Origin of the sequence: Bacillus sp. FSL P2-0069 (assembly GCF_038593315.1) — a bacterium.
Lineage (GTDB): Bacteria > Bacillota > Bacilli > Bacillales > Bacillaceae > Bacillus > Bacillus safensis.
In genome coordinates this window covers 2,298,602-2,317,800 of the sequence record NZ_CP151984.1, presented here as the reverse complement: position 1 = coordinate 2,317,800, position 19,199 = coordinate 2,298,602, and the positions used below count along the sequence as shown (strand labels likewise).

Here is a 19,199-nt window from a genome sequence, read left to right as displayed (position 1 = left end):
TCATCTATTTGATGTAACTATAATTGTTACATCGTTAAAGAAAAAGTGCAGCACGGAAGGAAGATGAAGATGAAAGTACAAATTTGGTCAGATATCGCCTGTCCTTTTTGTTATATAGGAAAAAAACAGCTGGAAACAGCGCTAGAACAATTCCCAGAGAAGGATCAGGTAGAGATAGAGTTTAAAAGCTTTGAGCTTGATCCCCACGCACCTGCTCAAGTCGATCATGACGTTCATGATATGCTCGTCAAAAAATATGGCATGAGCCGCAGCCAGGCCATGGCGATGAATGAGCAGGTGAAGCAGGCCGGCAAAGAGAAAGGGATCGATTTTCAATTTGATCCGCTCGTGTTGACCAACACCTTTGATGCCCATCGATTGGCGCAATATGCTGGTCAAATGGGGAAAGGCGATTTCGTTATGGGAGAGCTGTTTCAAGCATATTTTACAGATGGAAAGCATGTTGGTGATCGTCAAACCCTTTTACAAATTGCAGAAAAAGCAGGTCTTGATGAGAAGGAAGTACAGCAAGTTTTGGGCAGCGAAGCATTTGCCGATCATGTCCGAAAAGATGAACAAGAAGCGAGACAGCTTGGGATCAATGCTGTTCCGTTTTTCTTGATCAATGACAAGTATTCAGTTGCAGGTGCGCAGCCAGCCGATACGTTCCTGGGTGCACTTGAAACAGCTTGGAAAGAGGAAGCAGCTCAGGCAGAGAAAACTCCTGACAATGCGTTTGAAGCGGCATGTGCAGATGGCGTATGTGCGGTGCCTACCCCTAAAGAAGAAGCGTAATAGGCAAGTTCCCTATCTTTCTAAAAGATGGGGATTTTTTCTTGTTTTAATATAAAGGTTGCTTTATACTTAAGTTATCTTAATTATGAAGGTGATAAAAGTGACATCCAAAACAGCTATGATTCAAGAGCTAAACAATATCGAAGCCCGCATCCATCAAAAGCTCCGATTAGAGTTTGAAGAATTATTTGTAGATGAGTTAACCGATAAGCAGCATATTGTACTGAATTTTATTGAGCAGAAAGGGGGAAGTTCTCCTATTCAAATTGCCCAGCAATTAGGCATCACTCAAAGTGCAGTGAGTCAATTGTTAAACACGCTTGAAAAAAAAGAATGGATTCGCCGCAGCATTAACCCGAATAACCGGAGGGAATTGCATGTTGAACTTTCTGAGAAGGCAAAAACGTACCTTGAGAATATGCGAAAGGTAGAGCTTGCGATTATTGAAAAATATTATTCAGCATTATCCTTCGATGAGATCTCCACATTGACATCGATTTATGAAAAGCTTGATCAATTGATCCCACATCAAAACGAAGAGAAAGGATGAGAATGAATGACGCTCAAACAAGAAGTACAGAGAATTCCTCTTATACAGAGAAAAAGAAGGAGGCGCTGCTTGTGATCGGACTGATTCATCAAGGGGAAACGCATGTCTTTCATTTCGGGGATCACCCTATACAAAAGCGAGTGCAGCCAGAGGATGTCATTTTTGAGATTGGCTCGATTTCAAAAGTCTTTACGACAAGTATATTGGCAAGCATGATGCAAAAAGGGCAGATGAAACTCGATAATTCGATTTCTCTGTATTGTCCTCACATTCGAAAGAATCACCCCATTCAAATAGAGCAGCTGGCAACCCATACGTCTGGTCTTCCTCCGCATCGTCTTCTTAGAGATTTGCAGCTATGCTTCCTTCCTAAAGTGAGAAGAGATATGTTCTGTCAGTATTCACTCGATGAATTAATGAAACTGTTAAATTCGAAAAAGTGGAATCAGCCAAAAAGCTTTCCATCTCGTTATTCCAATGTGGGTATGGGTCTGCTTGGTTTAATCATGGGCTGGTCTCGTCACAAAACATATGAACAGCTATTGATGGAATATATCGTGGATGAGCTTCATCTATCAAGTACCTTTATTACGATTAAGGATAATGTAGAAGCAAAGATGTTCTTAGGGCATCGGGAAAATGGAAAAGAGGTTCCGCCGCTTCATATGCTTGACTATCAAGGAGCTGGCGCTATTCGCTCGACCATCACAGATTTATTGTCATTTCTCTCTAGCCATCTACACGCAGATGCGGATTCTTTTTGGAAAATCACGCATGAACCAAGACGGGATATGGGCAGGAACATGTCAATGGGACTCGGCTGGGTCATCGATGACACAGGACTCATTTGCCATAATGGGGCGACGTCTGGATTCTCCAGTTTCATGGGCTTCCGCCCGCATTCAAAAACAGGCGTGGTCGTTTTATCCAACTACCGTAATCGAATCACGCAAGACTCTCCCGATCGTATAGCGTATGATCTGCTGGATATGCTGGAATCTAAAATAAAATGAGCCACTTGGAGTAGGGGCTCATTTTATTCGTTTGATCGTTTCACCTGGAACCAATTCAGGCTCGTAAAACGTTTGATCAGGGAGATTCTTTTTCCCTTGAACTTTTTTAATCATCCAGTCAGCTGCATCCCGGCCCATTTGCTCCTGAGGATGGGTCAGTGTTGTCAGCTTCACATGGGCATTTTTCTGGGCGATATATGAATTATCCTGTCCAATAATCGAGAGATCATCTGGAATGGACAGCCCGATTTCGCTGCATACATTGGCTACTTCTAAACCTACCTCATCGTTATAGCAAACAAGGGCAGTCAGCTCATGTCTGTGCGCCATCAGGAATGTGGAAATTTGCTCCCCTAAATGCTGCTTCGATTCTGTATCGAAAAAAAGCACATGCTCAGGCAGGAAATTAAGCTTCGCTTCACCTAGCGCCTGAATATAGCCCTTCATCCGATATTTTCCCTGTAAATCATCTGTTTTTGAAATAAGCCCAATTTGCTGATGTCCAGAGGTGATCAGCTCTTTTGTGGCTAAATAGCTGGACTTCACATCATCCAAACAGAGAAAAGGAACCTCTAACTGCTCATAATAGGCATTGATCATAATGAGCGGTACATCCTGTTCTTTAAAGGATAAATAGTACGAGATGTTTGGGTTATATAAATTGCTTTTCGTCGGTTCGACAATAAGTCCGTCCACACCAAACGACAGCATCATTTCCAGCGCTTTTTTCTCCTGCTCAACATCGTTATTTGTGCTTGCCAGTAATAAAGAATAGTTCTCTTCGTTTAAACGGCTTTCAATGCCTCGAATGATAGAAGGAAAAATGTAATCGGATATGTATGTTGTAATGACACCAATTGTTTTCATATGTGCATGTCCCGCAGGCTTTGTTTGATATTGATTGGTCACAAATGTGCCCGAACCTTTTTCGCTGCGCAAAAATCCTTCGCTGGACAATTCCAAAATGGCTTTTCGAACTGTATGTCTGCTCACTTGATACATGTCTTGCAGGCTTGATTCGGTTGGAATACGCTCCCCGATCCGATAATCCCCTGTGAGTATTTTGCTTTTTATATCATCAATAATGATCTGGTACTTCTTTTTCATCGTTTCACTTCTTTCTCAGTTGATCATCTACTCGGATTGAGAAGAAATTGTATGGACATATTTTAACATGGTTGTCGGATCAAAAACAGGCGCTTCCCTTTTCTGTTATGACCCCTTCAGAAAAAATGAAAGTTTTTGTCGCATTATGTATGTACAACTATATTTAATATTGACATATGTACGTACAAATATTATATTGTGATTGTACCAGAGAATCAATGAATCTAGAAAAAGAAAATTGAAACCGCTATCAAAAATGGGGGTGGACGTAGAGTGGATCACAAAGAGACGGCCAAAGCCTTGAAAGAAGGACGGACATCTTTAGGCATTGAATTTGGTTCAACACGAATTAAAGCGATTTTAATAGATGAGGAATTTCAGCCAATTGCACAAGGTGCATATGAATGGGAAAGTTTTCTCGAGGATGGAATATGGACGTACAACTTAATTGATATCATTACAGGTCTGCAAGTGGCGTATCGAGAGATGAAAGAACAGGCTGAGCAAAAGTATGGTGTGACCATTCAAACCATTGGCTCAATCGGGGTATCAGCGATGATGCATGGCTATGTGGCATGTGATCATACAGGAGAGGTTCTCGTTCCGTTCCGAACATGGCGGAACGGAGCGACCACCGAGGCGAGTCAAAAGCTGACAGACGTATTTCAATTTCATATTCCAGAAAGATGGAGCATAGCCCATTTGTATCAAGCGGTATTAGAAGAGGAAAAACATCTATCCCGATTAGAATATATGACCACTTTGTCAGGATATATTCACTGGCTGTTAACCGGAAAGCAGGCCATTGGCATTGGGGATGCGTCAGGTATGTTCCCAATTGACGAACAAACGAAGGACTACAATGAAGAAATGCTCCAGCAATTTGAAGCATTGATTGCAGAAAAAGGCTATCCGTGGAAGCTCCGGCACCTTCTGCCGCGTGTTTATTTAGCAGGCGAAGAGGCAGGCATGTTAACGGCAGCAGGAGCAGCCATTTTGGATCAAGGAAAACATTTGCAGCCAGGCATTCCATTTTGCCCGCCAGAAGGTGACGCTGGAACGGGAATGGTGGCGACAAACAGTGTAGAAAGACGGACCGGGAATATTTCTGTTGGGACGTCGGTTTTTGCCATGATTGTGCTGGAGCAGGATCTAAAAGGTGTGTATCCAGAAGTGGATCTTGTCACGACGCCGGATGGACTGCCAGTTGCCATGGTTCATGCGAATAACTGTACAAGTGACTTAAACGCTTGGATGAATATATTCAGAGAGGCATTTGAAGCACTTGGCCTGCAAGTGGAGTCAGAAAGGTTATACGAATCCTTATTGCAGCAAGCTTTAAAAGCAGATCGAGATGGCGGCGGACTCTTAAGCTATGGCTATTACTCTGGTGAAAATATTACGAGACTGCCAGAAGGAAGACCTCTTTTTGTCAGGTCTCCTGAAAGCCGCTTTAACCTTGCTAATTTCATGCGAACCCATTTGTTCTCTGCTTTTGGTGCTATGAAAATAGGTATGGACCGGTTAAAGGAACAGGAACATGTAGTGATCGACCGCTTACTAGGGCATGGGGGATTATTTAAAACACCGCTCGTTGGACAAAAAATGGTTGCCGCAGCACTGAATACACCTGTATCAGTCGTTTCAACAGCCGGAGAAGGCGGTGCGTTTGGGATGGCTGTCCTTGCTTCGTATATGGTCCATCAGCAGCAGCAAACATTGGCTGAATTTCTCACCCACCGCGTATTTGCCCATACATCAGAAGAACTCATGGAGCCCGATCCACTCGATGTCAAAGGCTTTAACGAATTTTTAAAGCGCTATCAAAATGGTCTTGCGATTGAAGAAGCAGCGGTAGCGCATCTCATGCCAAAGAAAGGAGTGACGACGGTATGCTAGATCGCTTAAAAGAAGAAGTGTATCAAGCAAATTTAGATTTGCCAAAATACGGACTTGTGAAATTTACATGGGGTAATGTCAGTGCATGTGATCGTGACAGTGGTTTGTTTGTGATTAAGCCGAGCGGCATAGCGTATGACCAACTATCAGCAAAAGATATGGTCGTGGTGAACTTTGATGGTGAAGTGGTGGAAGGAGAATTGAGTCCTTCGTCAGATACAGCTACACATGCAGTTCTTTACAAACACTTTGAGGAAATTGGCGGCATTTCACATAGCCATTCCATGTGGGCAACCGTTTGGGCGCAGGCAGGACTTGATTTACCAGCAATGGGCACAACACATGCCGATACATTTTACGGCGCCGTTCCGTGCGCTCGTTTTCTAACAGAAGAAGAAGTCAATCGGGGTTATGAGGTAGAAACGGGCAAGCTGATTATCGAAACGTTTGAGAAAAGAAACCTAGATGTGATGGCGGTGCCGGGTGTATTGCTTCAAGGGCATGGTCCATTTACATGGGGGAAGGATGCTAAAAGTGCGGTCACAAACAGTGTGATTTTAGATGAAGTCGCCAAGATGAATCTTTTTGCCAAGCAATTGAACGAATTTGCTGAGCCATTGCCGCAGCGAATTTTAGATAAACATTACTTAAGAAAACATGGAAAGCATGCGTATTACGGACAAAAACCTTCAAGATAAAGAAAAGAGGGATATTTATGTTAACAAGTCTGAAAAAAGAGTTTTGGTTTATCGTTGGGTCACAGCATTTATATGGTGATGAAGCACTGCAAAAAGTAAAAGCAGATGCACAAAAGATGACGGATGCTTTAAATGAGAGCGGTTTACTTCCTTATCCAGTGATCTTGCAGGACCTGGCTGTCAGTGCCGATCAAATCACAAAGCTTATGAAAGAGGTCAATTATCGTGATGAAGTTGTCGGTGTGATGACGTGGATGCATACATTTTCTCCAGCAAAAATGTGGATACGCGGCACCAGTCTTTTGCAAAAGCCTCTTTTGCATCTTGCTACACAATATTATGAAAAGATTCCATGGGACACGATCGACATGGACTATATGAATCTCCATCAATCCGCACATGGAGACAGAGAATATGGCTATATCAATGCACGTTTAAATAAACAAAACCAAATTGTGACCGGTCATTGGTCTAAGCCGGAAGTGCAGCAGCAAATTGCGGATTGGATGGACGTTGCGGCTGCCTATCATGAGAGCTTTCACATCAAAGTAGCCCGGTTTGGTGACAACATGCGGCATGTGGCTGTGACAGAAGGCGATAAAATCGAAGCGCAGATTCAATTAGGATGGACCGTTGACTACTTTGGAATAGGCGATCTCGTCGAATATGTAAATGCAGTAGAAGACGAAGAGGTAGATGCATTATTTGCTGAGTATTTAACGCAATATGATGTGAATTATGGAACGTATTCAGTTGAAGAGTGGGAAAAAAGTGTCAAGGTGCAGGCGCGATATGAGATCGCCATCAAACGTTTCTTAGATGAAGGCGGCTATAATGCCTTTACAACAAACTTTGAAGACTTACATGGGATGAAGCAGCTGCCTGGACTTGCGGTACAGCGGCTGATGGCAAAGGGATACGGCTTTGCCGGGGAAGGTGATTGGAAAACGGCCGCACTTGACCGCTTATTAAAGGTGATGAGCCATCATCAATCCACTGGATTTATGGAGGACTACACGTATGAAATGACATCTGGGCAGGAAGCAGTACTGCAATCTCATATGCTGGAAGTAGATCCAGCGCTTGCCCATACAAAACCTGTCATTGTCGTATCTCCACTTGGAATCGGAAACCGGGAGGATCCAGCACGTCTTGTGTTTGATGGAAAAGCAGGCGAGGGTGTCGTTGTCTCTATAGCGGATTTTGGAACACATTTCAAATGGCTGATACAAGAAGTCGAAGCCTTTGAGCCGGAGGAAGCAGCACCTCATTTACCAGTTGCGCGTGTATTGTGGAAAATCAAACCGAATTTTCAGGATGGCGTCAAAGCATGGATTAAAGAAGGCGGGGGCCATCATACAGTCGTGTCTCTCAATTTAACGGTTGATCAAATTGTTCACTTTGCAAAGCTAGTCAATGCAGAATATGTGGTTTTATAGAAGGGGGAAAGGTCTTCTACTGGTTACAGTAGAAGCACCGGGATGAAATGAAAGCGGTTAATTAAGTGAGGGGGTCATCCACTTGGAGAAAAAAGTATCAAGCAAATTTATCTTCTTTTTCGGGTCCTTTGCAGGCATCTTATTTGGATATGATATTGGTATTATTGCAGGGGCAGAGGGACATATTCAGGAAGAATTTCAGCTCAGCCCATTATGGCTTGGAATCGTTGTCTCTTCATTAATGGGCGGGGCCATCATTGGCTCCATCTTAAGCGGTCTCTTAGGGGATAAATTTGGCCGCAGAAAACTCATTTTGGTCTCATCCGTGATCTTTTTTGTCGGGGCGATCGGATCAGCTGTCGCACCAGAAGAGATTTCACTCACCATCGCTCGAATCTTTTTAGGGACAGCAGTAGGAACAGCTTCATCTTTGGTTCCTGCTTACATGTCTGAAATCGCTCCTGCTAAAATCCGCGGGAAATTATCTGGGCTCAATCAGCTTATGATTGTAACTGGACTATTGCTCAGCTATATTGTTGCGTTTGTGTTTGAGTCCATCCCGGACAGCTGGCGCTGGATGCTGGGAAGTGCCGCTTTATTTGCGATCGTGCTTTATATTGGCATGCTGAAGCTTCCTGAATCTCCGAGATATTTGATTAAACACGGAATGGCTCATAAAGCACGGGAAGTATTAGGATCACTGCGTTCTTCCCGTGAAGAAATCGAATCAGAAATGCAGGAAATTTTAGAAGTCGCCAAAGAAGAACGCTCGGGGATTCGTGAATTGTTTCAAAAGAAATTCCGAATGGCTCTTTTCATTGGGGTTGGAATGGCAACCCTTCAGCAAATTCAAGGCGCGAACTCCATTGTCTATTATGCAACGAGTATCGCTCGGAATGTAGGTCTTGCGCCGCAGGTCGCCGCAGGTTTTACAGTCATTGTCGGTGTCATTTTCGTCGTCACGACCGTGATCTTTTTACAATTTGTTGACCGCTTCGACCGCCGAACGATTCTCACCGTAGGGGGATCGGGCATGGCCCTTTCTTTCTTTGCTCCAGCCGCATTAGGGGCACTTGGTGTTAGTGAAGGAATTTTAAACTGGGTGACATTGATTTCACTTTGCTGCTTTATTTTGTGCTATGCCTTCTCGTGGGCACCGATCACTTGGATCATCATCGGCGAAATCTTCCCGCTTTCTGTCAGAGGCATCGGAGCAGGTATCTCTTCTGCTTTTAACTGGACCGGATCATTAGCAGTTGGACTTGTTTTCCCTATTCTGGCTGATCAATTCAGCTTTGGGGTCATTTTCTCCTCATTCGGAGTCATCTGCTTAATCGGGCTGTTATTCACCCGATTTGTGCTAGTCGAGACAAAGGGAAGAAGCTTAGAGCAAATCGAAACCGATATGGCTGCACGTGTATAAATTTAAGAAAACCATCTATCCCATGTGGGTAGATGGTTTTTTACTCAAGCGTCTGTTTGAGCTCATTTGGCAGTAAATCAATCAATTGATCATAGGAAGACAAATCCAGCACTTCAAGCAGTGCGTAATATTTCGCGTAAATTTCACTCAGCTGATCAGGATGGTTTGTTTGATATTGATTCAGATGTAATTGAGTTAGTTCAAGTGCAATGTCTAGCTTGTTTCGTTCGAATGGCTGTGTCGTGTTGATCATATCGTTCACCTCTTATTTGATAATGAGTGGAAAAAATGCATTGAATAAAAAGAGCTGATGTTTTGTTTTCATGGATGACCTGTCTTCGTAAGATATCACTTGTATAATATGTTAAAATTGTCCTTTTGTAAAGATAGAGAAAACGAGGTCGATAGTGGATTTTTTTTAAAATAGACAAGCATCTAATCACGAAAGGTGCCTCTGACATACGATAGAGTGTAAGTGAAAGACAACTTGAAGGGGTGTTGAGATGAGCCGAAATCGATTAGATGATTTCTTCTTTGGACCTCGCAGAGGAAACCAAGGAGGAGACGAAACGGTTGTTTTCCCCACACGTCAAATTGTCAACACAAGAACGAATGAACAAACGATCAGAAAAATTCATCCAACGCATATCACAAACGTCAATAAAAACATCAAAAGAATCGAAAACTACTATCCGGTCACTGAATCGACTCACAACGAGTATATTGTAGAAGAATACGATTGCGGCAGTGATATCAAAAACCCTTGCTGCCGTCCGGTGAAGCGCTGTAAGTGGTAATGAAGGGGCATCCTTTTATGGGATGCCTTTTGTATGTCTAATGCTCCATTTCATTTAATTGTCCCTGATCCAGCTGGAAGAAACGATTTCCTAACTCTGAATAAAGGTAGCGCTGATGGCTTGTAAATAAAACACATCGATGAGAGAACTCTTTTTTTAATAAAGAAATCGATTGTATTTGAGAGGCTTCATCAAGAGAGGTAAAAGGCTCGTCAAGAATGATCAGCTCTGGAGATCTTGCCACCATACAATTAAAGAAAAGTTTATATCTCATGCCCAATGAATACTGTTTGACAGGCATTTTTAGGGCATGAGTTAAATCAAATGTATCACAAAGCGATAGAAAGGTCTCTTTGTATAAAACCTTTTCCGACTTTTTCATTTTCCATAAAGACTGGATAAGCTCCATATGCTCGAAACCAGTGAGCGCATCATAGACTAAAGGTTTATCTGGGATGTATGCTACCAGACTTTTATATTGAGCGGTTCCAGGGTGATGCTGCTCGTTAAGTAAAATCGTTTCTGATGCTGAAGGAAGCAGACCTGCGATGATCTTTAAAAGTGTCGATTTACCGCTGCCGTTCTTTCCAATAATACAAGCTCGATCACTTTCTTTCAGATCAAATGACACATGATCGAGAAGGGGAGAATTCTCTTCTGTTGTTTCATAGCGAAAAGATAGCTGAGACACTTGAAGTTTAGCCATTGATGAATCCTCCAATAACAAACGCAGTCGTCACAAGCATATACAAGATCACAGTTGCTAAGGCAGCTTTTTTTGATCCTTCAGCATAGTAAATAATTCCATCATAAAGGATCCGTAAAAGATATAAGTTGAATAAGAAGGAAACTATTTGAATCAAGAGAAAATAGTGATCTAATTGTAACACCATCACACAATAGATCGCTGCACTATTCACTAATAAAAGAAATGCATTATAAACCAAAATAACAAGATACATTTTGCGTAAAATAAAAGCTTTATGAAAAAAATACATATAAATAGAAGTTAGGACAGTACTGAGAAAATTTAAAATGAAATAAAGCGGGATTGTCAGCAAAAAGATAAAAACAATGCTGGCAAGTTGTTTCCCAGTGGATAAAGGTTCATCTACTAACAAATCAATAATAAAAAATGTTAAAAAGACAGTCGACACAAATAATGATAGTAAGACAAGGCCTACAATGGTTTTAATCGATTGATTCTGATTGAAAAATTGCTTAGGACGTAGAAGTAGCTCCATGGAACCAGATTCTCCTTTCTTCTATGGTAGATGTACATGGCTAACGTATTGCTCTAAAAGAGATGCCATGAATAAAAGAATGGCTGCTGCAAAAATCAATTGAAGCACAGTTAGGGTCAGTTTTTTTAATTCAATTGTTTCTCCTTTTATAAATCGATAGAGATAAATAAAAGGATAAGAGCTGACGATTGAAAACAGAATTAATCCAAGGACTTCTACGAAAGCATGAGGCAGGAGTCCTGTGAATAGCTGCTGCGCTTTGTGATTGACAATCAAATACTGAACGAGTTTGCCGATAATGTAGCCGTTGTAAAAAAGAATGCCTGCAGACATGATGCCGCCTGTAAAAGCTCCAATTCCTAATATCGCCATTCCAACTTGTAAATTGTTTAAGAAAATAGATAGAAAAAACATCTCTTCATCCTTTTTAAGATAAGGAATCTGATCATAAGGAAGAAGGCTTCCGATTAGCACAGCTGCAATAAAGATAGCAGCGTAGAGGTAACCGAGGCGTAGAATCAGTCTATTCTCCGATATAAAACATCTTATTTTTTTCAACATATTCAATCCCTTTATAGATGGTCTTGCGGCATAACACCCAGCAAATCACTGAAACGATCACAAAATATAAAGCAAACAGAACGCTTATGAGACTTGTAGAATGCTGCAAAATAGGTAGAAAAGAGGTCAAGATCATATAGTACATGAAAGGCAGCACGAGAAAATTCCTTGCAAAGGCCTGTCCTTTATCGATAACTTCTATTTCTTCATTGGTTGTCCCTATTTCATGCTCGTGAATAAAATTGAATTTTGTTGTGAATGGAAACAAATACAGCTGAATCAATGGAAAAATGTAAAAGCCAATCCCCAATGCCACCAATTGAATGAGCATCTGAACATCAAAAAGGTGATATACACTCATGATTGATAGATTAATGAAAAGTAGAAAGAGTGATGGTATAGAAAATAAACAATAAAATAACTGGATTTTTGATAAGAAAAACTGCATAAGAGATGTTTGAGAAAGCTCATAGAGCCAAATATTCTTTTTTTCAGCACTCAAAGAAAATATAGAAGGGGTCAGCATTCTCATTTCATATGTTTGATTAGCTAAAATCATCACATTTAATGTGAATAATATCTGAATTTGCAAAGCTTGATGATCAATAAGCGAGATCAAACCTGTCATAACCCCGACATAGAAGAAGGCTTCATATGACATGAACATATAATTAAAAAACTCTTTAGACAGCAGCCACCTTTTTTCTTTTAACACCTTAAGGTCTTTTTGAATCAACATATTCTTTTGAAACAGCGAGCCCTGAATTTTATCAAGTGCTTGAAAGTACCAATAATATAAATCTCTAAAATGTTTTGAGCTTGGATCATGCTCTTTCCCAGTCGGAATCCAGCGAACAGGGGTCTTAATGACGAGTGTTGCAGCTAATATCACCACGAAAAATGTGACAGGTGAAGTAAAAAGCGCTAGAAATTGTAGAAATACCGAATCCTGTGAAAATAAAGCATGATGGATTTGCTGAAGATTATTCTGATATAAAGACACCAAGTTGTTTGAAAGTGTAATCCAAAACGCATCTTCTGCAAGCGAAGAAATTGATTGAAAAAGTTGTCGGAAGGTGTGATAAAAAGGGAAAATAACGTTCGATATTAGAACCCTTCCGAATAAGAAGAAAAGTAAAGAGATGCTTGCGAAAAAAAGAACACGAATGATCCCAATTTTTTTTACGACAATGTTATAGATGTAAGCACCAAATATCTTATTGCTGACGATAAAAAGTAAGAAGCCTGTCAATATAACATTGAGATGCTTCAACCAAAATATCCAGTCATGTGTTTGAGCAATGAAATATTGAAAGAGAAAATAAATCAAATAAGTACTCAAGCTCGTAAATAGAAGCCATACCAACTCTGAAAATAAAAGCGTTTGAAAAAGGCGTCTCGCGGAAACAGGTGCAAGCTGTATTAACTCTTCAAAAGGAAGAATATGCGTTCTTCTATAAGATTCAATTCCTTTGACAATAGAGAAAAGGAACAAAAATATCACAAAAGCACTTTCCCATTCTATTTGATAGACCGAAGAGTAAAGATATGAAGAAATAACGAATACAATCAGGCATCCGAATAAAGTATCAAGAATGCAAGAAAATAATATGTATTGTTTAGAAGAAAACGATTTGAAAAATGAAACCCTGCGTATTATAAACTGAGCTAGATTTGAATATTGTTGTTTCATTCTAATTGATAGAAGTAGTGATAATAATGGATATAACATCTTCTCACCTGCATAAAAATTTAAATAGAAGGAGAACAAAGTCTCCTTCTATTGGGTCATAAAATTGAATTACCAAGCAATAACAGCTTTACGGCCTTTTTTCTTAATTTCGTTTTTAAGGTACTGACGAATTGTCTCTTTACCAGCCGCTGCAATGAGAGAAAGACCACCTGATCCTACAGCAGTTAAAATGGACACAATTGTTGTAACAGCCCCGCCCGCTTCAACCACGTTCAGAACAACAGCTGCAACACTGCCTGGAATACCAAATTCTTTTGCTAGATCAGCAACGGGCAGCATTTGTAGCGAGAAGGAAAAAAGAGCTAGCATAAGGAATCCTACTGCTAAAGCACCAAAAAGAACATGTAGTTTGATTTCATTTCTTGTTTCTGTCATATCAAATTCCTCCCTTTTTTGTATTTTTATTACTATTTTATCTTAAGATATCTTTTAGTTTATCGCAATCCTTTTTTTTCATTTTTTTCATGAATTAGTTATAGATTAATATAAAAAAGGTGAAAAGATAAGTGAGAAAAGAATCGTTTTTGCTAGAATAAAACACGTAAACATGATCTGAAATACCTTGTTTTCACAGGTGGGAAAGCGAGTCTAATTTGCATATAGGTAAAGAGATATGTGCAGAGGGACCAATATCCTTTGATCAAAATCTTCTTTCAAGATAAAATTGGAAGTATCCATCATTCTTTTGGAGGCGATTTTCTGAATATTCGATTGTTAACACCAGATGATGCTGAAGAATATGCAGCACTCAGACTAGAAGCACTGCGATTAAATCCAGAGGGTTTTGCGATGAGCTATGAGGAAGAGCGAATCAATATAGAGGATAAATATAAAGTGCGTTTTGCTTCGGCGAAATCTATGTGGACTTTTGGTGCTTTTCATCAAGGGCAGCTTGTGGGGGCAGTCACGCTCCTCCAAGAAACCTTGCAGAAGTTAAAACACCGAGCGAATCTGACAGCGATGTATGTAACACCTAGTGCCCGCGGAAAAGGAGCAAGCCAGGCCTTGATGACAAAAGCTCTTTCCTTTGCGCGAGAACGGGAGGATATCGAGCAAATGTATTTATCAGTGGTGACAACTAATCACTCAGCCAAACGCCTCTATCGCTCCGTTGGATTTGAGTCGTACGCTGTCGAAGAAAAAGCGCTAAAATGGACTGATACATATGCAGATGAGGAAAAAATGGTTTTATTTTTATCATAGTCTGGAGGAGATAGAAGTGGATCAACAGGCCATGCGTATCATATTAGCAGCAGGACCCAATAGTGAGCTGGAATCTTTTGCCCTGCGTGCAGCACTTGAAAACTTCGGCGTGAAAGTCGATATGCATTGGATTGGAAGACCGAATGATCTGATTCATGTGTTATCTGGTAGAGTTAGAGGGGAAATAGATTACCTTCTTTTATCGTTTCATGGTGAAGAAGGAGCATTTATCATGCCTGAATTAGGGGAAGATGTTTACGAAGATGAGGAGCCTAGAGATACTGCCTTTGGAGCGGATGGAATCAAGCGGTATGCCTCCTTAGAAGGAGTTCATGTCATCTCTACAGGCTGTACACTAGGAGAGAAAAATATAGCAGATGCTTTTTTAGAGGCAGGGGCTACATCTTATTCGGCGCCGGATGATTACATCGATGGGAATGCAGCATTTATCTTTGTACTGACCATGCTGTACGAGCTTATTAACAATACAAAGACAGTCAGAGCGGCATTTGATCGAGCGCGTTCCATTGATGAAGAAACGAAATTATTTCAACTATATATGCAAAAGTAATCAAAGGACTGAGAAATCAAGTCCTTTTTTTATTCCTCTCTAAAAATGTGTCGAAAATGTGACAATTGTGTGATTTGCAAACTAAAAAGGGGGCATGCAAAGTCTATCCTACAAACACACGTCATTCAGGCATGACGGCATCACGAGAGGAGAATCATTGTGTCAATTAAATGGAAAGTCAGTCTCGTCCTATGCGGACTTGCGATGATCATCGGAATCGCTGCGTTTTATCATAATCAGCAGGCAAGCGGGACAGAGAAGAAGAAGGTAGAACCAGATGCGAGCTATAAAGAAGTTGAGATTGTAACTCTCGTGAATGACGGGAGATACTTGAGATATGCTGTGAACTATCCTGTGTTTCATCAAAAAAAGCTAGATCAAGAGATGAAAAGATTTGCAGAAACAGCGATCGATAAATTCAAAACATCGTTTAGTGAAGCAAGTGATGTCGATGAAGATCATCGATACGAATTAAACATAGATTATGAGATTACTCATTATGCCAAACAAACTGCTGCGATCAAATTCAATACATATGAATGGAAAGGCGGAGTAAAAGGCACACATGAAACGAAGATATTCAATTTTGATTTCAAGAAACAGCAGTTTTTATCAATAGATGATCTATTTTTATCAAAGAAAAAAAGTCTGCAAAAACTGTCTCAAATGACATTTGAGGAGTTAAAAAAAGATCGCTCTCTTGCGGAAAACGAGTATTTGCTTAAACAAGGAACATCTCCTGAGGCAGAGCATTATCAGTATTTTGCCATCAAAGATCGTTTTATTGAATTCTACTTCCCAGCAGGGCAAATTGCACCAGACAAAAAAGGTCCTCAAGTGCTGGCGATTAAGAAAACACTGCTTAAAGGAATGTTAAAGCCAGAATACATTAATAAAGAAAAGAACAAAAACGAGAAAAAAGAACCGATCGCAAAAAGAAAGATCGTAAAACTGCCAAAACAGGGAATATTCAACCCAAATCAAAAAGCCATTGCCCTTACATTTGATGATGGACCAAATCCATCAACAACTTCAAAAATCTTAACAGCTTTAAAAGAAAACAAAGGACGCGCGACATTTTTTGTATTAGGAAGCAGGGTTCAATATTATCCCGATATGCTAGGTGAAATCAGAAAAGGTGGAAATGAAATCGGAAATCATTCCTATAACCACCCTTTACTCACAAGACTGCCATTAAAACAAGCCATCAAACAAGTAGAAGATACGCAGCAAATCATTGAAAAAGCAGGCGGGTTCACACCGACTCACTTTAGACCGCCATATGGTGGAACAAACGGGCAGATTAACGCGGCTGTCAACATGAAAGTTACGCTTTGGGATGTAGATCCCGAAGATTGGAAATATCGCAACAGCCAATACGTTTCCAACTACATTCTTACACATGCGTCTAGTGGAGAAACCGTCTTAATGCACGACATCTATGACACCTCTGCCAACGCGGCTGTCACGATCATCAAGGAATTGACCAAACAAGGATATCAATTACTAACAGTCTCGGAGCTTGAGCAGTGGAAGGAAGCACGGGCGAAAAAGGTGAATTGAATACGTAAAAAAGATGCGAGTCTTAATGGATTCGCATCTTTTTTAAAGCCAATTATGAGAATGAAGGGAAAATATGTTAAAGTGATTGTAGAAAGGGAGGGCTTCGAATGGTGTTGATGAGGTTGATCAGCATATATATGCTGACAGCGTTTAGTTTGGGATTTGTCGTAAACTATGTACCTGGTTTGATGCTGCCCATCTATATTCTTGCGATGATTGGGCTCATTTTATGTCTTGCTCATATTGCGCTTCATTATATTCGGCGAATTAGATATATGTTGTTTGATGAAAAACGATAAGATTTCTCCTATTGTAAACACCTCCTGCTAGTTGCATGAGGTGTTTTTTTCGGTTTTTGATGTTCTAACAGTTGGATGATTTTCTCGTTTGACGCTTTGAGTTGTCTCAAAAGAGAAACGATATTTCTTGTGAATCTTGTGAGTACAATAAGTAAAATGTTGATCATCCACATGCTCTGGCCTCCAATCGCTGACTACTAATACAGTATAATAAGAATGTATAAAATGAACAGTTCGTGCCATATATTCGGCAATTGAATGGAGAATGTTGAGGGGGATTTATTTGAAACGAGTAGACGTGGTTTCAGCTATTATTTATGATGAGGAAGGAAATCTATTAACAGTCAAGAATGTAAAGGGATATTGGGAACTTCCGGGCGGTGCTGTGGAAAAAGGTGAACACCTGCAGCAGGCTGTCATCCGTGAAGTAAAAGAAGAGACAGGGTATGTTGTCAAAGTAAATGAACTTCATTCGGTTCGAGAAGCGTTCTTTCAAGATAAAAAACATCATGCGCTTATCATTACGTTCTTTGCGGGAATCACCGGAGGAGAGATGAACATTCTAGATCCGGATCAGGATATTGAAGAAGTAAAATGGGTCAGCACTCAAACCTTTCAAAAGCTAAACCCAAAGCTATCTCACATGCTAAAATTAAACCAGCAAACACAAGCTTTTTATGATTTTGAGGGGAATAGAACAATTGGTTAAATCCAAATTGATATAGGCATGAAGGAGCGATATTGATGTTTTTATACTACGGGCCTACAGAAGCTCCAGTAGAAAATCCGGGAGAAGAATTCATGAAAAAGATCTTCTTTCAGGAGGGTGAAGAGTATTGGAAACAAGGTAACGGGGAATCTTCCATTGAGATAGAGGAAGATTGGGAATGCGAGACTCTAGTTTTCTTTTATACTGAGCCGTATGGATTCTTTATCATCAGATATCCAGATTGTTTAGTCCCTTTTCAAAAGGTAGAAAAGATCGAAACGATCGAGCATTTCATAGCAGGATCACCATTGCATGTGCCATCATGCAGCTATGTCGACCGTCATCAGGCTTATCAAATCGTCCAATACTTTTTGACGACAAAAACGGTACCTGATTTTGTTGATTGGGTTGAGTTGAGGAATATTGATTTTCAGCAAGATATGAAAGTTAAGGGAGCAAGATAAAAGTGTGTACAGATGAAAGAATACATAGGTTAGATGAGAGTATGCATGTACATGTAGGATATTATGAACAAGGTTGTGATTATGAAGGCGTGTTTTTTAAGAGTTTAGAAACAGGAAAATGGTTATTGTTTTTTGATCAAAAAAGTTACGGGTTGAATCTCTTAAAGAGTTATGAGGAATACAATCATTTAGGCTTATTCATTGGGGAATATCCCATTGAAGATGATCAAATCGAAGAGAAAGGTCAGCAATTATTTGAGTGCTTTTTAAAAGAAAATGGCATTGTGGAATAAATGAATGGATCTTTAACTGACCTTACTTTTCATAAGAATGTACTGATTTTAACTTTCTACCGATAAAATTAGCAGATACAGGTGTTAATTCTTTTTCTCTTGCCCAAACAGAAAGTTGACCGATATGGTGAATTTCGTGGGCAATTATATGATGTAATATTTCATTTTTAGTGTATTCATCTTCATCCCAAGGAACTGTTACTATTCGATCTTGTTTTTCATCTAAATGAAACTTTAAAATTTCAACGATTTCATGTCGTAAAGTAGATGAGAGAGTTTTTACCTTCGTCAGAGACTTGTAATCATCAAAATTCAATACCACGTCTTCTTTACCCTGAATAGCACGGAGCCAACTATATTCAACATCGATAATGTGAAAAAGAGTGTATAAAATACTCCCCACTCCACCTATGCGGTCTTGTAACAACTCTTCTGTTGTTAGTTGATGACACCAGTTAACCCATTCGTCTCTAACCTGCCAGTTGTACTCAAAAAACTTAATCATTATGATCACTCCAAAGTTAAATTGTTTCTTTAAGTACTGCTATTTCTTAAAGATATTCTTGTAGAATTAAACGACACAATGTACATGATCTGGTGTCAGTTTAGAACCAATCATACTATCAACCTTGTTTTCATAACATGACCCTTGGAAACTGTTACGTTTATAGGGTCTCTTGCAGCAAGTTGTTCTTTTGGGTAAGCGGTAGTTTATCAATGTGTTTTAACAAATTACTAAACGCCTTCCTCATACTTCTAATATCCCGAATGTTTGTTCCTGTATTGATTATACTAAGCTTTCTGACAGGTATCAAATA

23 protein-coding genes are annotated in these 19,199 nt (G+C 40.0%); 15 read left to right on the top strand and 8 right to left on the bottom strand.

What is annotated here, in order from left to right:
- Positions 1–69 precede the first annotated feature (69 nt).
- The 3 genes from NSQ34_RS11855 (at position 70) to NSQ34_RS11845 (ending at position 2,358) form a co-directional block, all read left to right on the top strand.
- Complete coding sequence (locus NSQ34_RS11855; RefSeq protein WP_264315976.1) at positions 70–795, top strand: DsbA family oxidoreductase; 726 nt, start codon at positions 70–72, stop codon at positions 793–795.
- 100 nt (positions 796–895) lie between these two features.
- Positions 896–1,345 carry a MarR family transcriptional regulator gene (locus NSQ34_RS11850; protein ID WP_052470354.1) on the top strand — a complete coding sequence of 150 codons (450 nt, stop codon included), beginning with the start codon at positions 896–898 and terminating at the stop codon, positions 1,343–1,345.
- A 2-nt stretch (positions 1,346–1,347) separates the two neighbouring features.
- Positions 1,348–2,358 (top strand): serine hydrolase, encoded by a 1,011-nt coding sequence (locus NSQ34_RS11845; protein WP_268414508.1) that lies wholly within the window; start codon positions 1,348–1,350, stop codon positions 2,356–2,358.
- A gap of 18 nt (positions 2,359–2,376) precedes the next feature.
- On the opposite strand, the gene NSQ34_RS11840 is transcribed toward NSQ34_RS11845, so the two are convergent.
- Positions 2,377–3,465 (bottom strand): GntR family transcriptional regulator, encoded by a 1,089-nt coding sequence (locus tag NSQ34_RS11840; RefSeq protein ID WP_025092855.1) that lies wholly within the window; start codon positions 3,463–3,465, stop codon positions 2,377–2,379.
- 273 nt (positions 3,466–3,738) lie between these two features.
- Here NSQ34_RS11840 and NSQ34_RS11835 point away from each other — a divergent pair, with 273 nt between their 5' ends.
- The 4 genes from NSQ34_RS11835 to NSQ34_RS11820 all read left to right on the top strand — a co-directional run bounded on the left by NSQ34_RS11835 (position 3,739) and on the right by NSQ34_RS11820 (position 8,924).
- Positions 3,739–5,364, top strand: coding sequence for an FGGY-family carbohydrate kinase (locus NSQ34_RS11835; protein WP_098676965.1), 1,626 nt, complete (start codon positions 3,739–3,741; stop codon positions 5,362–5,364).
- Entirely contained in the window at positions 5,358–6,062 is a 705-nt protein-coding gene (locus tag NSQ34_RS11830; RefSeq protein WP_034280028.1) for an L-ribulose-5-phosphate 4-epimerase, read from the top strand. The genes NSQ34_RS11835 and NSQ34_RS11830 overlap by 7 nt, the downstream gene beginning before the upstream one ends.
- 17 nt (positions 6,063–6,079) lie before the next feature.
- Positions 6,080–7,501 carry an L-arabinose isomerase gene (gene araA, locus NSQ34_RS11825; protein WP_098676964.1) on the top strand — a complete coding sequence of 474 codons (1,422 nt, stop codon included), beginning with the start codon at positions 6,080–6,082 and terminating at the stop codon, positions 7,499–7,501.
- An 82-nt stretch (positions 7,502–7,583) separates the two neighbouring features.
- A complete protein-coding gene (locus NSQ34_RS11820; protein WP_342500936.1) occupies positions 7,584–8,924 on the top strand; it encodes a sugar porter family MFS transporter in 1,341 nt (446 codons plus the stop codon).
- A gap of 40 nt (positions 8,925–8,964) precedes the next feature.
- Here the strand turns inward: NSQ34_RS11820 and NSQ34_RS11815 are convergent, their stop codons facing one another.
- Positions 8,965–9,177 carry a hypothetical protein gene (locus tag NSQ34_RS11815; protein ID WP_024427922.1) on the bottom strand — a complete coding sequence of 71 codons (213 nt, stop codon included), beginning with the start codon at positions 9,175–9,177 and terminating at the stop codon, positions 8,965–8,967.
- Positions 9,178–9,427: 250 nt separating this feature from the next.
- Here NSQ34_RS11815 and NSQ34_RS11810 point away from each other — a divergent pair, with 250 nt between their 5' ends.
- Positions 9,428–9,721: a spore coat protein gene (locus NSQ34_RS11810; protein ID WP_024423071.1), complete on the top strand. Its 294-nt coding sequence runs from the start codon at positions 9,428–9,430 to the stop codon at positions 9,719–9,721.
- 37 nt (positions 9,722–9,758) lie between these two features.
- On the opposite strand, the gene NSQ34_RS11805 is transcribed toward NSQ34_RS11810, so the two are convergent.
- The 5 genes from NSQ34_RS11805 to NSQ34_RS11785 all read right to left on the bottom strand — a co-directional run bounded on the left by NSQ34_RS11805 (position 9,759) and on the right by NSQ34_RS11785 (position 13,654).
- Complete coding sequence (locus tag NSQ34_RS11805) at positions 9,759–10,427, bottom strand: ABC transporter ATP-binding protein (RefSeq protein ID WP_101676854.1); 669 nt, start codon at positions 10,425–10,427, stop codon at positions 9,759–9,761.
- Positions 10,420–10,965, bottom strand: a complete 546-nt coding sequence (locus NSQ34_RS11800; protein ID WP_034280043.1) for a hypothetical protein — start codon at positions 10,963–10,965, stop codon at positions 10,420–10,422. Before NSQ34_RS11800 ends, NSQ34_RS11805 begins: the two co-directional genes overlap by 8 nt.
- Before the next feature lie 21 nt (positions 10,966–10,986).
- Entirely contained in the window at positions 10,987–11,526 is a 540-nt protein-coding gene (locus NSQ34_RS11795) for a stage II sporulation protein M (RefSeq protein WP_242025938.1), read from the bottom strand.
- Complete coding sequence (locus NSQ34_RS11790) at positions 11,489–12,799, bottom strand: hypothetical protein (protein ID WP_242025940.1); 1,311 nt, start codon at positions 12,797–12,799, stop codon at positions 11,489–11,491. Before NSQ34_RS11790 ends, NSQ34_RS11795 begins: the two co-directional genes overlap by 38 nt.
- Before the next feature lie 528 nt (positions 12,800–13,327).
- Positions 13,328–13,654: an uberolysin/carnocyclin family circular bacteriocin gene (locus NSQ34_RS11785; protein WP_034280046.1), complete on the bottom strand. Its 327-nt coding sequence runs from the start codon at positions 13,652–13,654 to the stop codon at positions 13,328–13,330.
- A 261-nt stretch (positions 13,655–13,915) separates the two neighbouring features.
- Here NSQ34_RS11785 and NSQ34_RS11780 point away from each other — a divergent pair, with 261 nt between their 5' ends.
- The 7 genes from NSQ34_RS11780 (at position 13,916) to NSQ34_RS11750 (ending at position 18,381) form a co-directional block, all read left to right on the top strand.
- Positions 13,916–14,482 carry a GNAT family N-acetyltransferase gene (locus NSQ34_RS11780; RefSeq protein WP_326847826.1) on the top strand — a complete coding sequence of 189 codons (567 nt, stop codon included), beginning with the start codon at positions 13,916–13,918 and terminating at the stop codon, positions 14,480–14,482.
- Between the two features lie 16 nt (positions 14,483–14,498).
- Complete coding sequence (locus tag NSQ34_RS11775) at positions 14,499–15,053, top strand: delta-aminolevulinic acid dehydratase (RefSeq protein ID WP_268456523.1); 555 nt, start codon at positions 14,499–14,501, stop codon at positions 15,051–15,053.
- A gap of 159 nt (positions 15,054–15,212) precedes the next feature.
- On the top strand, positions 15,213–16,616 hold the full coding sequence (locus tag NSQ34_RS11770) for a polysaccharide deacetylase family protein (RefSeq protein WP_125586624.1): 1,404 nt from the start codon (positions 15,213–15,215) through the stop codon (positions 16,614–16,616).
- Between the two features lie 107 nt (positions 16,617–16,723).
- On the top strand, positions 16,724–16,915 hold the full coding sequence (locus NSQ34_RS11765) for a hypothetical protein (protein WP_142945484.1): 192 nt from the start codon (positions 16,724–16,726) through the stop codon (positions 16,913–16,915).
- A 283-nt stretch (positions 16,916–17,198) separates the two neighbouring features.
- Positions 17,199–17,624: an NUDIX hydrolase gene (locus tag NSQ34_RS11760; protein WP_041118041.1), complete on the top strand. Its 426-nt coding sequence runs from the start codon at positions 17,199–17,201 to the stop codon at positions 17,622–17,624.
- A gap of 35 nt (positions 17,625–17,659) precedes the next feature.
- Entirely contained in the window at positions 17,660–18,088 is a 429-nt protein-coding gene (locus NSQ34_RS11755) for a hypothetical protein (protein ID WP_061109382.1), read from the top strand.
- A gap of 2 nt (positions 18,089–18,090) precedes the next feature.
- Positions 18,091–18,381 carry a DUF3986 family protein gene (locus NSQ34_RS11750; RefSeq protein ID WP_227001671.1) on the top strand — a complete coding sequence of 97 codons (291 nt, stop codon included), beginning with the start codon at positions 18,091–18,093 and terminating at the stop codon, positions 18,379–18,381.
- A 22-nt stretch (positions 18,382–18,403) separates the two neighbouring features.
- Here the strand turns inward: NSQ34_RS11750 and NSQ34_RS11745 are convergent, their stop codons facing one another.
- Positions 18,404–18,886, bottom strand: a complete 483-nt coding sequence (locus NSQ34_RS11745) for a DinB family protein (RefSeq protein WP_144496231.1) — start codon at positions 18,884–18,886, stop codon at positions 18,404–18,406.
- Positions 18,887–19,199: the final 313 nt, after the last annotated feature.

Excerpts from the sequence above, each read along its gene's own strand:
- NSQ34_RS11745 (WP_144496231.1), bottom strand. The coding sequence starts at position 18,886 with ATGATTAAGTTTTTTGAGTACAACTGGCAGGTTAGAGACGAATGGGTT.
- NSQ34_RS11855 (WP_264315976.1), top strand. The coding sequence starts at position 70 with ATGAAAGTACAAATTTGGTCAGATATCGCCTGTCCTTTTTGTTATATA.
- NSQ34_RS11755 (WP_061109382.1), top strand. The coding sequence starts at position 17,660 with ATGTTTTTATACTACGGGCCTACAGAAGCTCCAGTAGAAAATCCGGGA.
- NSQ34_RS11795 (WP_242025938.1), bottom strand. The coding sequence starts at position 11,526 with ATGTTGAAAAAAATAAGATGTTTTATATCGGAGAATAGACTGATTCTA.
- NSQ34_RS11810 (WP_024423071.1), top strand. The coding sequence starts at position 9,428 with ATGAGCCGAAATCGATTAGATGATTTCTTCTTTGGACCTCGCAGAGGA.
- NSQ34_RS11800 (WP_034280043.1), bottom strand. The coding sequence starts at position 10,965 with ATGGAGCTACTTCTACGTCCTAAGCAATTTTTCAATCAGAATCAATCG.
- NSQ34_RS11785 (WP_034280046.1), bottom strand. The coding sequence starts at position 13,654 with ATGACAGAAACAAGAAATGAAATCAAACTACATGTTCTTTTTGGTGCT.
- NSQ34_RS11765 (WP_142945484.1), top strand. The coding sequence starts at position 16,724 with ATGGTGTTGATGAGGTTGATCAGCATATATATGCTGACAGCGTTTAGT.
- NSQ34_RS11805 (WP_101676854.1), bottom strand. The coding sequence starts at position 10,427 with ATGGCTAAACTTCAAGTGTCTCAGCTATCTTTTCGCTATGAAACAACA.
- NSQ34_RS11830 (WP_034280028.1), top strand. The coding sequence starts at position 5,358 with ATGCTAGATCGCTTAAAAGAAGAAGTGTATCAAGCAAATTTAGATTTG.
- NSQ34_RS11840 (WP_025092855.1), bottom strand. The coding sequence starts at position 3,465 with ATGAAAAAGAAGTACCAGATCATTATTGATGATATAAAAAGCAAAATA.
- araA (WP_098676964.1), top strand. The coding sequence starts at position 6,080 with ATGTTAACAAGTCTGAAAAAAGAGTTTTGGTTTATCGTTGGGTCACAG.
- NSQ34_RS11845 (WP_268414508.1), top strand. The coding sequence starts at position 1,348 with ATGAATGACGCTCAAACAAGAAGTACAGAGAATTCCTCTTATACAGAG.
- NSQ34_RS11815 (WP_024427922.1), bottom strand. The coding sequence starts at position 9,177 with ATGATCAACACGACACAGCCATTCGAACGAAACAAGCTAGACATTGCA.